The sequence below is a fragment of the Xylophilus sp. GW821-FHT01B05 genome, assembly GCA_038961845.1.
GTDB lineage: Bacteria > Pseudomonadota > Gammaproteobacteria > Burkholderiales > Burkholderiaceae_C > Xylophilus.
Genome location: CP152408.1, coordinates 4,789,614 through 4,802,858, shown reverse-complemented (window position 1 = coordinate 4,802,858; position 13,245 = coordinate 4,789,614). Strand labels below are relative to the sequence as shown.

The window sequence follows — 13,245 nt, the reverse complement described above, 5'->3', positions numbered from 1 at the left end:
GATTTCGCCTCAGTGGGGATGCCGCAGCGCGTCAATCACAAGGGCGAGCGCACGGGAAGACTGCCGTCGATGGGAGTAGTAAACATGCAGCCCAGGGAAGGTCGGGAACCAGCTCTCGAGTACATACTGCAAGTGCCCCGAGGCAACGTGGGGCTCGGCCAGATCCTCGGGCATGAAGGCAAGGCCGTCCCCTGCCAGCGCTGCGTTGAGCATCTGGTAGACACCATTGAACGTGGACTGCCCTTCCACGCGAACCTGCAGCGCGCGGCGCCCCCTCTTCAGCTCCCATGCGTAAAGAGCGCCGCTGCTTGCCAGCCGCAGGGTGATGCAGTTGTGAAGTAGCAGGTCTTGCGGCACCTTGGGAAGTGGGCGCGATGAGACGTACGAAGGCGACCCAACGATCACCATGCGACGGTCCGGGGCGATGCGTACGGCGATCATGTCCTTGGCCACCTGGTCCCCCCAACGCACCCCGATGTCGTAGTGCTCCGCGACGATGTCGGTCATGCCGTAGTCGATATTTATCTCGACTTTCAGACCCGGATAGTCCGGCATGAGCTTTGCCAGTCGCGGCCACAGGACCGTGTTGGCTGCGTAGTCGGTGGTGGTGATTCGGATCGTGCCTGCCGCCTTATTGCCAAGCTCGCTGACCGCAGCCAGCGCGGCGTCGATCTCCTCGAGTCGCGGCGCCACCGTTTGCAGCAGCCGATCGCCGGCTTCTGTGGGCGATACGCTGCGCGTTGTGCGTGTGAGGAGGCGAACCCCCATCTCCGTCTCAAGCCTGCGGATGGTGTGGCTCAGCGCAGACTGCGAGACGCCGAGCTTGGCCGCAGCCCGCGTGAAGCTTCGCTCCCGCGCCACCGCGAGGAAGGAGAGAAGATTCCCGATGTTGTCGCGGGCCATGTACGAGATATGTGCAGGAGCGCCGGCGTCTCAGGCCCGGTGCCGGAGTGCGTCCACGACGAGTGTCTGCGCGCGTGATGGCTGGCGGCGGCTCGGATAGTAAAGATAGAAGCCCGGCGACGTGGGGTACCAATCCTCCAGCACCATGTGCAGGCGCCCGGCGGACACATGTTCTTGCGCCAGGGGCTCGGGCGTGAAGGCTAGCCCGCCGCCTGACAGGGCCGCATGGAGGATCTGGTAGCTGTTGTTGAACGTCAACTGGCCGCCCACGCGCACCTGCAGTGCGCGCCGGCCCTTCTTCAATTCCCACGCGTACAAGCCACCGCTGGATGCGAGGCGCATCGTGATGCAGTTGTGGCCCATCAGATCCTCGGGTGTCTCGGGCGAGGCGTGAGTCTTGAAGTACGAGGGCGAGCCGACGATGACCCGGCGGTAGTCTGGATAGATCCGCACGGCCACCATGTCCTTGGCTACGTCGGAGCCCGAGCGCACGCCAAAGTCGTAGCGCTCTGCCACGATGTCGGTCAGCCTGTAGCTGTTGGTGATCTCTATTCTGATGTCTGGATACTGCTTCAGCAATGGCGATAGTCGGGGCCAGAGGATGACGTCCGTCAGGAAATCCGTCGTCGTGATGCGGATGGTGCCCATGGGCTTGTCGCGCAGCGCGCTGATGGCTGCAAGCTCCGCCTCAATCTCTTCAAAGTTGGGCACCACTGTTTGCAGCAGGCGTTTGCCGGCTTCGGTGGGCGTCACGCTGCGCGTGGTGCGGGTGAGGAGGCGCACCCCCATCTTCGCCTCGAGCCCGCTGATGGTGTGGCTCAGCGCGGACTGCGATACGCCCAGCTCGGCGGCAGCCCGCGTGAAGCTCCGCTCCCGCGCCACGGCGACGAAGGCGAGAAGATTACTGATGCTGTCGCGTGCCATCGATCAATGCGCGGTGCTCATAGATACGCATCGATTCTGCCACCCGACGTGGAAGTGGCCGAATAACTCATGAATGAAGTTCATAGCTTCTTGCGGATTCAAGCACCTAGTCCTCGCCAGGCTTCCTCGATAAATTGGCAGGTACTGGTCGGTCCCCAAAGTACAACGCCAAGACAGCGCGGCCCGCCTGCACCCATGCAGCCCACTGTATCCAACGGGTGCGCTGTGCCCGGCCATTGCGGCCCGACTTGAAGTGTGATCCTCATGAAACTACTCGCAGCTACCGCCACGTCGGTTCTACTGCTTCTGTCCCTGGCTGCCCATGCCAATGACATGGTGCTGACGCGCAGCGGTTCACAACCCTCATTCAAGGGGCCGGCGCAGAACTTCACGGGCGCGGTTCGCGTCGATCCGTTGTTCCAGCCGAAAGAGCCCTCGCGCACCTCCGCTGGTGCCGTCACGTTTGAGCCTGGCGCCCGCTCTGCCTGGCATACACATCCGCTGGGGCAGACACTGATCGTCACCGCCGGCGCCGGCTGGGTCCAGCAGGAGGGTGGGGAAAAGCAGCAGATCAAGCCCGGCGATGTGGTCTGGACCCCGCCTGGCGTGAAGCATTGGCATGGCGCGACCGCCTCCAACAGCATGACCCACATTGCCATTCAGGAGTCGCTCGGCGGCAAAAACGTCGAATGGATGGACAAGGTCACCGACGAGCAATACGGCAAGTGACGACGTTCCCGATGGCCCGCACTTTCACCGAAAGATTCAAGCACATGAAAATCCTGCCCACTGCCATGGCATCGCTTTCGATGGTGGCGTCGACCTTGACCCATGCCAACAACGTGCCGTCGCCAACATCGGCCGATGTTCGCAGCGTGGCCCCCGCGCTGGATCGCTACATGCAGGTCACGCTCTTTGGCGACGTCTGGAAGCGGCCGGACCTGTCCGCCAGGGACCGGAGCATCGTCACGGTGGCTGCGCTCATCGCGCGCAACCAGGCGATCGACATGCCTGCCTATTTCAACCGGGCGCTGGACAGCGGAGTGAAGCCGAGCGAACTGTCCGAGATCATCACGCACCTGGCTTTCTACGCTGGCATGTCCAACGCGATGTCGGCCGTCGTTGTCGCCAAAGATGTCTATGCCAAGCGCGGGATTGGCGCCGGCCAGCTTCCACCGGCCGCAGGGGAGCTGCTCCCCATCGACCAAGCCACCGAGGCGCAGCGTGCGGCCTCTGTCGAGGAAAACGTGGGGCCGGTCTCGCGCGGGCTCGTCAAGTACACGGGCGAGGTTTTGTTTCATGACCTCTGGCTGCGTCCGGCATTGGTCCCGCGCGACCGCAGCTTGATCACGGTCAGCGCTCTGATCGCCAATGGCCAGGTCGCGCAGATCCCCTATCACTTGAACCGTGCCATGGACAACGGGCTGACAAAGGCCGAGGCCTCGGAGGCGCTCACACACCTGGCCTTTTACGTTGGCTGGCCCAACGTGTTCTCCGCGGTACCTGTCGCCAAAGGCGTGTTCGAGAAGCGTCCCAGCTAGCGACCGCAACCAGCTGGATTGCGCGCCGATGGCTTGGCGTGCATCGACAATCACCCCCGTAACTTTTACCAAGGGAGTGATTGAATGATTGTGCGCATCGAAATCGAAGGCGGCCGGGCCGGCTTCTATGAGTACCGTGTCAGCTATGAGTCGGAAGAGCTGTACGCCGACGCCGGCCTGGGCTCTGTGGTTGACTGCCTGGTCGGTGCGGTAGAGGGCATGTCGCCCGACGTGCTGGCGGCCGAGATCTGGTACCGGGGCATCGTCTCGGGCACCTACCCCTTGCCCGTCATTGCCACCAACCTGGAGCAGGTGGCCGAGCACGCGGTGAATACGGCAGAGGCGATTCGTGAGGTGCTGGGCGAGGACTGACGCTCTCCTGTGGCGTCTGCTTCAACCCGCCACTGCCCTGCACTTCGCAAACGCATCCAACCCCGCCTGGTAGGTGGGCGTTTGCACGTCCATCATGCCCAGGACGGAGTGGTAGAGGTTGTCGTGGGTCAGCGCGCTGCTGCGTTCGGCGGCCAGGCAGGCGCGATTGGTGTTGTTGCGCTGGGCGAAGGCGTCGGCCATCCATAGCACCATGGGGACGTGCTTTTGCACTTCTGGGGCGAAGGCGTAGGGCACGCCGTGCAGGTAGAGGCCGTATTCGCCCAATGATTCGCCGTGGTCCGACAGGTAGAGCATGCCGGTGGCGTAGTGGTCGCGCTGGGCTTGCAGCCAGTCGATGGTGTGGGCCAGGAAGCGGTCGGTTTCGGCGATGGAGTTGTCGTAGGCGTTGATCAGCGCGTTGTGCTCGCACTGGTCCAGTGCGTGGTTGGTGCATTCGGGCATGAAGCGCTTGGCGGCGGGGGAGGAGCGGCGGGAGTAGGCCGGGCCGTGGCTGCCCATCTGGTGGATGACCAGCACTACGCCGCGCGCGCGGCGCTCGGCTGGCAGGGCGGCGATGCGCTGGTCCAGGCCGGCAAGCATGACCTCGTCCAGGCATTCGCCGTCGCGGCACAGGCGGGCGGCGGCTTCGGCTGCGGGCGGGTAGGCATCGCCGGTGGAGGCGTTGGGCACGCGCTCGCACACGCCCTTGCAGCCGGCCTGGTTGTCCAGCCACAGCACGGCCAGGCCCGCGGCCTGCAGCACGTCCATCAGGGTCTCGGATTCGGTCTTGCGCTGTTCGTAGTCGCGCTTGCCGAGCGGCGAGAACATGCAGGGCACCGAGGCCAGCGTGTTGGTGCCGCAGGAGTGCACGTCGGTAAAGCTGGTGACGCCGCGCTGCGCCAGCTCGGGCGTGGTGTCGCGCTCGTAGCCGTTCAGGCCGAAGTGGTCGGCGCGGGCGGTTTCGCCCACCACCAGCACGAACAGCGGCGGGCGCGTGGCCGCACCGGCTGCGGCATAGCTGGGGCCCAACTGGGTACCGGCGGTGATGCGCGTGAGCGGCCCCGCGCCGCGCTGGCGCAAGGGTTTTGTGGTGGCGACGATGGTCGAGGTCACGCTGGCCAGCGGGTTGATCATGTAGCGCAGCTGGGTGTGGTTGCGCATCAGCGGCGCCAGCTCCCGGTACATGCCGAAGGTCGCGCCGGCGGTGGCAGCCAGCAGCGCCACGAAGAGCACCGCGTTGCGCCACAGATGGCCCCAGGCGCCGGCGGGCCGCAGGCGCAGCTGGGCGAGCCAGATGGCGGGCAGGCCGGCCACCAGCAGCAGTTGCCCGAGCAGGCCCCAGCCCAGCAGGTCGCGCGCCTCGGTGGCATTGGTCTGCAGCACGTTGCCGACCATGGATGGGTCGACCACGATGCCGTAGGTCAGCATGTAGTGCTGCGCTCCGGCCGCCACCACCAATAGCAGCAGCGCACCGATCTTGAAGACGCGTGGCCAGGCCAGCAGCACCAGCAGCGCGGCGGTAGCGCCCAGCACGATCGTGGAGCCACCCAGCGGCAACCACAACGGCCGCGGCCCCAGTTCACCGCCCTGGGCCAGGCGGTAGAGCTCACGCCAAAGGGTCAGATTGCCGACCGTGGTGAGCCACAGGGCCAGGAGGAGGGCGACTGCGCGCGGTGAGCGCGGGCGCGCGAAGGCGTTGCGCAGGCCTTGCGGAAAAACGGATGCCCACGGCGATGCGGCCCTCGATGGCGGAGGCGTGGACAACAAGGTATCTGACATGTGAAGAAGGTAACCAGCGAGGCTGAAGACAACCTGAACGGGTGCGTCAGCTTCCGTTCAGAATCGGGGCTTCTGCGCACTACACTGGCCCGCTTGAAAGTTCTGCGAGGTCGTTCGCATGCGAATCCTGCTCGTCGAAGACGATGCATCCCTGTCCGACGCCGTGTGCAGCTACCTGCGTGCCAAGTCCTTCGTGGTCGATGCGGCCGATGGCCTGGCCTCGGCCCGGGCGGCACTGGCCGTGGCGCACTACGCGGCGGTGCTGCTGGATCTGCACCTGGGCGACGGCGACGGCCTGTCGCTGATGCCCACCCTGCGGGCGCAGGCCGAGCGGCCCCTGATCATCGTGCTGACCGCGCGTGACCAGGTCAGCGACCGCATCCGTGGCCTGGATGCCGGCGCAGACGACTATTTGGTGAAGCCTTATGACCCGGGCGAACTGCTGGCGCGCCTGCGCGCCATCGAGCGCCGCCGTGGCGGCGGCGACACCCCGGTGCTGCGCCTGGGCTTGCTGGAGATCGACCTGGCGCGCGACATGGTGCGCAAGGACGGCGCGCCGGTACTGCTCACGGCCAAGGAATGGGCGCTGCTGCGCGTGATGGCCTCGCGGCCGGATCGCATCCACACGCGCGAGGCCTTGCAGGACGCGCTCTATGGTTTCGACAGCGAAACCGACAGCAACACGCTGGAGGTCTTCATCAGCCGTTTGCGCCGCAAGCTCGGGCGCGAATACATCCAGACCCTGCGCGGCCTGGGCTACCGCCTGTCCTACACGCCGGAGGACGCAGGGTGAAGCCTGCTGCCGCGATCCGTACGGCGGAAACCCTGCACCTGCACGGCCAGCAGGCCGATACCCTGGCGCGGCGCCTGACGCGCATGCTGCTGCTGTGGGTGATGGCGGTGTGGATCCTGTGCGTGGCGGGCGTGGTGGTGTTCATGCACCGCGAGATCAACCGCAACTTCGACAACGAGCTGGAAGAAAGCACGCTGCGCATACTCGATGTGGCGGTGCACAACCTCGACGTGGCCGGCATGCCGCCGCCCGGGGCGCCGCCGGTGATAGAGCCGCAGCCGCCGGCCGGCGCTGACGACATGATCTACCGCCTGGTGGACGACAACGGTCGTGTGCTGCTGCTGCCGCGCGCCGCCATAGGCGCGCAGTTCTTCCTGAAGATCCCGCTGCACCAGGGCTTCTTCAACAAGGATGGCTGGCGCGTTTTTACCGCGCGCCACCCCACGCGCCCGCTGTTCCTGCAGATGGCCGACCCGCGGCCCGAGCGGCGGCGCGCGGTGCGCCAGGTGCTGCTGGGCCTGGCCGCGCCCATGCTGGCGGTGCTGGCGGTGCTGGCCGTGCTGCTGGGCGCGGTGGCGCGCCGCGAACTGCACGTGCTGCACCGGCTGGAGCAAGAGATCGCCCAGCGCGACGGCGACGACCTGCGCCCGGTGGAGCTGGCCGGCATGCCGCAGGAACTGCGCTCGGTGGGCGAGCACGTCAACCGCCTGCTGGAGCGCCTGGCCCAGGCGCTGGACGTGGAGCGTGCCCTGGCGGCCAATGCCGCGCATGAGCTGCGCACGCCGCTGGCGGCGGTGCGCCTGCGGCTGCAGACCGCGCTCGAAGGCCCGATCGCGCCCGCCGACGTGCAGGCCGCCGTGCAGGCGCTGGATGTGCTGAGCCACCGCACCGAAAAATTGCTGCAGCTCTCGCGCGCCGAGTCGGCCGCCACGCGGGTGCAGGCGCCGGTGGACCTGGCACAGCTGGCGGCCACCGTGGCGCAGGAGTTCTGGCAGGCGCCCGGGCTGCTGCAACGCCTGGTGCTGCGTGTGCCCGACGAGCCGGTGCCACTGGCGCTGGGCGATCTGGATGGGCTGGCCATCGCCTTGCGCAACCTGGTGGAAAACGCGCTGCGCTATGGCGGCGGGGGCCGGGTCGAGCTGCTGGTGCAACTGCCTTGCACACTGGCCGTGCGCGACCACGGCCCGGGCGTGCCGCCTGGCCGGCTGGAGGCGCTGCGCCATCGCCATGTTCGCGATTCCGCCACGCAGACAGGTTATGGTCTGGGGCTGTCCATCGTCTCTTCCATCGTGGAGGGGCTCCATGGGCGGCTGGAGCTGCTCTCGCCCCTGCCCGGCGGCGAGCAGGGCTTTGAGTCGCGCATTCATCTGCAGTCCGTTCCCTGGACGGCTGCCCCGCTTTCTGTTTCCGAGCCATGACGCCACCCGAATCCTCTTCCACCGACGCTGCTGCCGAGCACAAGACGCGCCGCGGGCTGCAGCGCTTGCTGCATGCCACCGGCTATTCCCTGCAGGGCCTGGCTGCGGCCTGGGAGGAAAAGGCCTTTCGCCTGGAGGTGGCGTTTGCCGTCGTGCTGCTGCCGGCCGCCTGCGTGCTGGGCCACGGCTGGGTCGAGGTGGCGCTGCTGGCGGGCAGTGTGCTGGCGGTGCTGGTGGTGGAGCTGCTCAACACCGCGGTCGAGGCCGTGGTGGACCGCGTGGGCCCCGAGTGGCATTTGCTGGCCAAGAAGGCCAAGGACATCGGCAGCGCTGCGGTGCTGCTGAGCGTGCTGTTCTGCGGCGCGGTGTGGGTCGCGGCGCTGGTCACGCGGCTGGGCTGAAGCGCTGGAATGGATGCTATTTAATTTATAGCTGTATGCCCGCGTATATCCTGAGATTCAGGTTGTTTTGTAACTGAAGTGCAGATTGCACGCCGGCATGCTGCTATTTATTTGATAGTTGTGCCGACGGGCCGCGCGGCGGCACGCTCAGCAGGATGTCGGTGATCGCATCCGGGTCTACCGGCTTGGTCAGGTGGTGGTCGAAGCCGGCGTCGAGTGCGCGCTTGCGGTCTTCCGCGCCGCCCCAGCCGGTGAGCGCCACCAGCACCGGGCGCGGGCCGTCGCCGGCGTCTTCGCGCAGGCGGCGCGCCACTTCGTAGCCGTTGAGGCCGGGCATGCCGATGTCCAGGAAGGCGACGTCGGGCGCGTACTGCTGCACCAGCTCCAGCGCGCCCAGGCCGTCGTAGGTGGTGCGCACCTCGTGGCCGTCCAGCTCCAGCAGCGCGGCCAGGGTGGCGGCGCCGTCCTCGTTGTCGTCGGCCAGCACGATGCGGCGCGCGGTGGCGTGCTCTGGCGCGGCCACGGCATCGGCCGGGGGGGCGGCGGTGGGCTCCACGCGCTGCGCGTCCGGGATGCGCAGCACAAATTCGCTGCCCTGGCCCGGCCCGGGGCTGCTGGCGTCGACCGTGCCGCCGTGCAGCTCGACCAGGCCCTTGACCAGCGCCAGGCCTATGCCCAGCCCGCCCTCGGAGCGGTCCAGCACCGACTCCACCTGCGAGAACATGGCGAAGATGCGCTGCAGCGCGTCGCGCGGCAGGCCGATGCCGTTGTCGCGCACGCGCAGCTCCAGCATGCCGTTGGACAGGCGCGCGATGAGCAGGATGCGCCCGTGCGGGTCGGTGTATTTGGCGGCGTTGGTCAGCAGGTTGGACAGCGCCTGCGCCATGCGCAGCGGGTCGGCCAGCACGCAGATCTGGGTGTCGCCCAGGTCCACGTCCAGCGTGTGGCGGCGCGCCTCCATCAGCGGGCGCGCGGTCTCCAGTGCGGCCTCGACGATCATCGGCAGGCCGATCCATTCGCGCCGCACCTCCAGCATGCCGCGCGTGATGCGCGAGACGTCCAGCAGGTCGTCCAGCAACAGTGCCATGTTGCGCACCTGGCGCTCTATCACCTCGTGGCTCCAGCGCAATTGCTGCATCGTGGCGGCCGGGTCGCTGGAGATGCGCGCGGCGCTGCGGATCGGCGCCAGCGGGTTGCGCAGCTCGTGCGCCAGCGTGGCCAGAAATTCGTCCTTGCGGCGGTCGGCCTCGCGCAGGGCTTCTTCGGCGCTCTTGCGGTCGGTGATGTCCACCAGCACGCCGGGCATGTGCACGGCGCGGCCGGCGCTGTCGCGCTCGATGCGGGCGCGCGCGATGATCCAGCGGTAGCTGCCGTCGGGCTGGGCGATGCGGTACTCGGCCTGCCAGTCGCTGCCGGTGGCGCAGGCCGCGCGGAACGAGGCGCGCACCCGGTCCTGGTCGTCCGGGTGGCTGCCGAGGATGAATTTCTCCAGCGGCGTGCCGGTGTTGACCTCTTCGTCGGGCACGCCAAACAGCGCGGCCATGTTCAGGTCGGGCAGCACCAGGTCGTTGGCGATGTCGTAGTCCCAGGTGGCGATGTTGGCCGCCTCCAGCGTGGAGGCCAGGCGCTCGCGCGTCTGGCGCAACTGCCGCTCGGCCGAGGTGCGCTCCACCGAGGCCCAGATGCGCTCGGCCACGTCCTGTGCCAGCTCGACCTCTTGCAGCGCCCAGCGGCGCGGCTCGGTGTGCGCCAGGAACAGGTAGGCCACCAGGCTGTCGTGCTTGACCAGCGGCACCAGCGCCAGGGAGCGGATGCGCTGCTCTGTGCAGAAGGCGGTGACCTCGCCGTTGAACGGGTGGCCCGGCTGCTGCACGTCGTGGATCACCACGGCGCGCCCGGCGCTCAGCTCGGCCAGCATGCGCGGCGAGCTGGCCAGGGTCTCGCGCCGGCCTTCCAGGTCCGGGCTGCGGCCATCGGTGAAGGCTGCGGTAATGCGGGCCGGGCCGCTGCTGCGGTCCAGCTCGGCATAGCCGACCTGCGCGATCTGCAACTGCGCGCCCAGCAGCTCGGATGCCAGGCGCTTGACCACGTCCGGGTCGGCCAGCAGGCGCAGCCGGTCGCCCAGCTGCAGCTGGAAGGCCAGCAGGCGCTCGGTGAAGATCTTGCCGGTGGTCTCCGTGCAGTTGCAGACCACGCCGGCCACGCGGCCTGCTCGGTCGTGGATAGGTACGTAGGAGAACGAGAAATGCGTCTCTTCCGGGTAGCCGTGGCGGTCGGGCATGGTGAAGCGGACATCGTCCATATGCACCGTCTCGCCGGCATGGCTGCGGTCCATCACCGGGCCCACATCGTCCAGCGTGTCTGCCCATACCAGCGCATACGGCTTGCCCAGCGCCCACGGGTGCTTACTGCCGCACAGCGGTGCGTAGCCGTCGTTGTAGAGCAGGGTGCGCTCAGGGCCCCAGACGATGAAGCGCGGCTCGCGCGCGGCCAGCATCGTCTCCACCGTGGCACGCAGGGCATCGGGCCACTGCGCCGGCTCGCCCAGCGGTGTGCTGGCCCAGCCGTGGCTGCGCATCAACTTCCCCAGGTCGCCGCCGTCACGCAGGAAATGCAGTGACGCTGCGGCCGCTGGCGGGGCGTCGGTACTGGCCGGGGCAGAGGAGGGCGGGGACTTGTCTTCCAAAGCAGGGCAGAGGGCAGTGGTGGAGTCGGAAGTGTGCGGGAATTATTGCAGGCACACACTTCGGGGATGGCGCCGCAGCTCGCCGGGCACGGGGCGAGACGCTTGATTACATATTTCCCGCCGGTTCCGATCTTCATTCGATATTTAAACCGTACAGTACGGTTTAAATTTTTGCCAGGAGTATTCAATGACTTTGCTCAGCACTTGTCGCCTTGCGTGCGTCGCCGCCATCATGGGCGTTGCGGCCCAGGCGCAGGCGGCTCTTTTCACGTCGTCGGCCTCCAGCGCCGGTTCTGCGTCCAGTGGCAGCGTGTCTGACTCCCTGCGTGGTTCCAGCGACAGCTCGACCGGGGGCGCCAGGACCGCCGAGGGCGACTACCGCGTCACCGATGTCGCGCAAGCCCCCGACCGTGCCGGCATCGCGCGCGTCACCATGCAGGCGGCCGATCCAGAGCAGCGCATCGTGCTGGATCTGCCGCACGCCATCGTCGAGAAGCAGGGCATTGCCCGCGGCGACCTGGTGCATGCACAGCGGCGCGCGTACGGCTTCGAGTTCGCACGCGGCGACACGCGCGAGGCCTTCTACCTGGTGCTGGCCGACGACTGGTACGAAGAACTCGCGGCACGCCCGGTGAGCCTTTGAGGATTGCTCATGCCCTGGTGCTGGCGCTTGGCATGGCTGCGGGCGCCGCGCATGCGCAGTCCGCCTTCTTTTGCGAGCGCAGCCATCCGCTGACGGCGGGCCAGCAAGGCCGGGCGCTGCGCTTTGCGGCCATCGTGCGCGAAGAGCTTGGCGCCTCTGGCAGCGAGGCGGCGCTCATCAGCCGCTCGGGGCTGGATCTGTCGCGCTTTCACATCCGCTATTCGCACACCGCCATTGCCTGGCAGGCCGAGGGCGGCGCATGGTCGGCGCGCCAGCTTTACTACGCCTGCGATGAAAGCCGCCCGCGCATCTACGACCAGGGCCTGGCTGGCTTCACGATGGGTATAGACGACAGCGCGCTGGGCTATATCTCCATCGTGCGGCTGCCATCCGGCGCGGCAGAGGCATTGCGCCAGGCCGCGCTCGACAAGGCGCAGGCGCTGCAATTGCTGGCCGCGCACTACAGCGCCAACGCCTATCCGTTCAGCCTGCGCTACCAGAACTGCAACCAGTGGGTGGTGGAGATGCTGGCCGTGGCCTGGGGCGGCCTGCCCGGCGGCGACGACCTGCGCGCCCGCGCCCAGCAATGGCTGCAGGCCGCGCACTACGCGCCCGAGCCGGTGGATGTCGGCTCGCATGCGCTGATGCTGGCGTCGGTCTTCGTGCCGCTGCTGCACCTGGACGACCACCCGGAGGACGACCGCTACGCGCTCAAGCTCAAGATCAGCCTGCCCTCGACCGTGGAAGCCTTTGTGCGCCAGCGCCTGCCCGATAGCGAGCGCGTCGAGATCTGCCACAACGGCCGGCAGGTGGTGGTGCACCGCGGCTGGGATTCGATTGCTGACGGCTGCATACCGGGCGCGGGTGACCGCGTCATTGCGTTGGACTGAGCTCACTCAAGCGCAGCAGGCGCCGCGCATTGTTCTGCCCCTGATCCTCGTGGTTAGTGTTGAACACCACATGCATTTGCGCCACCGAGGCCTCCAGCCGGCGCAACTGCGGCAGCAGCGCCGCCAGCTCGGCATCTGAATACTCGTACTGAAAGCGCCCCGATGAGGCACGGTGCGCCGGCGCATTCCAGGTTGCGGCATTGCGGCCGTGCAGGCGCAGCATGGCCAGGTCTGTGCGCGTGGCTTCCCACACCGCGGGCACGCTGTTGGCAAAGCCCGGCGGGCTGTCGACCACCACGTGGGCCGCGCCCAACGCGCGCAGCAGCGCCAGCGTGCGGGCGCGCTGGCCGTCCTCAAACCAGCTGCGGTGGCGGAACTCCACCGCCACCGGCGCGCCGGCCATGCGGTCGATACGCTCTTCCACTAGCGCCTCGCCCCGGCGCCCGGCCTGCACCCAGGGCGGGAACTGAAACAGCACCGCACCCAGCTTGCCCGCCCCATGCAGCGGCAGCAGCGCCTGGCGAAAGCGGTGCCACAGCTCATCGCGCACCTCGCCCGGCAGGGCGCCGTAACTGAGCGGCGCGGCCGGGTCGGGTAGGGCGGCACGCAGATCCGCCGGCAGCGCGGCCGGCATGGCGCCATGGCCGGTGAAGAGGCGAAACGCCTTCACATCAAACACAAAGCCCGGCGGCGTGCGCTCGGCCCACAGCCGCGCGTTGCGGGCCGAGGGCAGGGCGTAGTAGCTGGAATCCACCTCGACCATGGAGAACTGCCCGGCGTAATGCCGCAGCCGCGCCTCCGGCGTGCGCACCGTGGGCGGGTAGAAGCGGCCGCAGGCGATCAGCGTGGGATCGGTCCAGGAGGCGGTACCGACAAGAATGGGCATGCGCTGGAT

At 67.7% G+C, this 13,245-nt stretch carries 13 protein-coding genes; 8 read left to right on the top strand and 5 right to left on the bottom strand.

Annotation, left to right across the window (positions count from 1 at the left end; genetic code table 11):
* Window positions 1–9: 9 nt before the first annotated feature.
* Together AAFF27_22450 and AAFF27_22445 are read right to left on the bottom strand one after the other, a co-directional pair.
* The gene (locus AAFF27_22450) at window positions 10–903 is read right to left on the bottom strand and encodes a LysR family transcriptional regulator (GenBank protein XAH22730.1); all 894 of its coding nucleotides are present in this window, start codon (window positions 901–903) and stop codon (window positions 10–12) included.
* 30 nt (window positions 904–933) lie between these two features.
* Window positions 934–1,827 carry a LysR family transcriptional regulator gene (locus AAFF27_22445; protein XAH22729.1) on the bottom strand — a complete coding sequence of 298 codons (894 nt, stop codon included), beginning with the start codon at window positions 1,825–1,827 and terminating at the stop codon, window positions 934–936.
* Between the two features lie 333 nt (window positions 1,828–2,160).
* Between AAFF27_22445 and AAFF27_22440 the strand changes: the two genes are divergently transcribed.
* The 3 genes from AAFF27_22440 to AAFF27_22430 all read left to right on the top strand — a co-directional run bounded on the left by AAFF27_22440 (window position 2,161) and on the right by AAFF27_22430 (window position 3,740).
* On the top strand, window positions 2,161–2,556 hold the full coding sequence (locus AAFF27_22440; GenBank protein XAH26299.1) for a cupin domain-containing protein: 396 nt from the start codon (window positions 2,161–2,163) through the stop codon (window positions 2,554–2,556).
* Window positions 2,557–2,600: 44 nt separating this feature from the next.
* Window positions 2,601–3,368, top strand: a complete 768-nt coding sequence (locus AAFF27_22435) for a carboxymuconolactone decarboxylase family protein (GenBank protein XAH22728.1) — start codon at window positions 2,601–2,603, stop codon at window positions 3,366–3,368.
* An 84-nt stretch (window positions 3,369–3,452) separates the two neighbouring features.
* Window positions 3,453–3,740, top strand: coding sequence for a hypothetical protein (locus AAFF27_22430; protein XAH22727.1), 288 nt, complete (start codon window positions 3,453–3,455; stop codon window positions 3,738–3,740).
* Between the two features lie 21 nt (window positions 3,741–3,761).
* Here AAFF27_22430 and AAFF27_22425 read toward each other — a convergent pair whose 3' ends face one another.
* Complete coding sequence (locus AAFF27_22425; protein XAH22726.1) at window positions 3,762–5,519, bottom strand: phosphoethanolamine--lipid A transferase; 1,758 nt, start codon at window positions 5,517–5,519, stop codon at window positions 3,762–3,764.
* A gap of 118 nt (window positions 5,520–5,637) precedes the next feature.
* On the opposite strand from AAFF27_22425, the gene AAFF27_22420 reads away from it, so the two are divergent.
* Genes AAFF27_22420 through AAFF27_22410 form a run of 3 tightly spaced genes read left to right on the top strand, consistent with a single transcriptional unit; the run spans window position 5,638 to window position 8,131 of the window.
* Window positions 5,638–6,312, top strand: a complete 675-nt coding sequence (locus tag AAFF27_22420) for a response regulator transcription factor (GenBank protein ID XAH22725.1) — start codon at window positions 5,638–5,640, stop codon at window positions 6,310–6,312.
* Complete coding sequence (locus tag AAFF27_22415; GenBank protein XAH22724.1) at window positions 6,309–7,730, top strand: HAMP domain-containing sensor histidine kinase; 1,422 nt, start codon at window positions 6,309–6,311, stop codon at window positions 7,728–7,730. The genes AAFF27_22420 and AAFF27_22415 overlap by 4 nt, the downstream gene beginning before the upstream one ends.
* On the top strand, window positions 7,727–8,131 hold the full coding sequence (locus tag AAFF27_22410; protein XAH22723.1) for a diacylglycerol kinase: 405 nt from the start codon (window positions 7,727–7,729) through the stop codon (window positions 8,129–8,131). The genes AAFF27_22415 and AAFF27_22410 overlap by 4 nt, the downstream gene beginning before the upstream one ends.
* 103 nt (window positions 8,132–8,234) lie before the next feature.
* On the opposite strand, the gene AAFF27_22405 is transcribed toward AAFF27_22410, so the two are convergent.
* Window positions 8,235–10,817 (bottom strand): ATP-binding protein, encoded by a 2,583-nt coding sequence (locus AAFF27_22405; protein XAH22722.1) that lies wholly within the window; start codon window positions 10,815–10,817, stop codon window positions 8,235–8,237.
* 187 nt (window positions 10,818–11,004) lie between these two features.
* Between AAFF27_22405 and AAFF27_22400 the strand changes: the two genes are divergently transcribed.
* On the top strand, window positions 11,005–11,460 hold the full coding sequence (locus AAFF27_22400) for a hypothetical protein (protein ID XAH22721.1): 456 nt from the start codon (window positions 11,005–11,007) through the stop codon (window positions 11,458–11,460).
* Window positions 11,461–11,492: 32 nt separating this feature from the next.
* Window positions 11,493–12,350 (top strand): DUF2145 domain-containing protein, encoded by an 858-nt coding sequence (locus AAFF27_22395; GenBank protein ID XAH26298.1) that lies wholly within the window; start codon window positions 11,493–11,495, stop codon window positions 12,348–12,350.
* Here AAFF27_22395 and AAFF27_22390 read toward each other — a convergent pair.
* Window positions 12,334–13,236 carry a DUF72 domain-containing protein gene (locus AAFF27_22390; protein XAH22720.1) on the bottom strand — a complete coding sequence of 301 codons (903 nt, stop codon included), beginning with the start codon at window positions 13,234–13,236 and terminating at the stop codon, window positions 12,334–12,336. The genes AAFF27_22395 and AAFF27_22390 overlap by 17 nt on opposite strands.
* Window positions 13,237–13,245: the final 9 nt, after the last annotated feature.

Excerpts from the sequence above, each read along its gene's own strand:
- AAFF27_22450 (XAH22730.1), bottom strand. The coding sequence starts at position 903 with ATGGCCCGCGACAACATCGGGAATCTTCTCTCCTTCCTCGCGGTGGCG.
- AAFF27_22445 (XAH22729.1), bottom strand. The coding sequence starts at position 1,827 with ATGGCACGCGACAGCATCAGTAATCTTCTCGCCTTCGTCGCCGTGGCG.
- AAFF27_22440 (XAH26299.1), top strand. The coding sequence starts at position 2,161 with ATGGTGCTGACGCGCAGCGGTTCACAACCCTCATTCAAGGGGCCGGCG.
- AAFF27_22435 (XAH22728.1), top strand. The coding sequence starts at position 2,601 with ATGAAAATCCTGCCCACTGCCATGGCATCGCTTTCGATGGTGGCGTCG.
- AAFF27_22430 (XAH22727.1), top strand. The coding sequence starts at position 3,453 with ATGATTGTGCGCATCGAAATCGAAGGCGGCCGGGCCGGCTTCTATGAG.
- AAFF27_22425 (XAH22726.1), bottom strand. The coding sequence starts at position 5,519 with ATGTCAGATACCTTGTTGTCCACGCCTCCGCCATCGAGGGCCGCATCG.
- AAFF27_22420 (XAH22725.1), top strand. The coding sequence starts at position 5,638 with ATGCGAATCCTGCTCGTCGAAGACGATGCATCCCTGTCCGACGCCGTG.
- AAFF27_22410 (XAH22723.1), top strand. The coding sequence starts at position 7,727 with ATGACGCCACCCGAATCCTCTTCCACCGACGCTGCTGCCGAGCACAAG.
- AAFF27_22400 (XAH22721.1), top strand. The coding sequence starts at position 11,005 with ATGACTTTGCTCAGCACTTGTCGCCTTGCGTGCGTCGCCGCCATCATG.
- AAFF27_22395 (XAH26298.1), top strand. The coding sequence starts at position 11,493 with ATGGCTGCGGGCGCCGCGCATGCGCAGTCCGCCTTCTTTTGCGAGCGC.
- AAFF27_22390 (XAH22720.1), bottom strand. The coding sequence starts at position 13,236 with ATGCCCATTCTTGTCGGTACCGCCTCCTGGACCGATCCCACGCTGATC.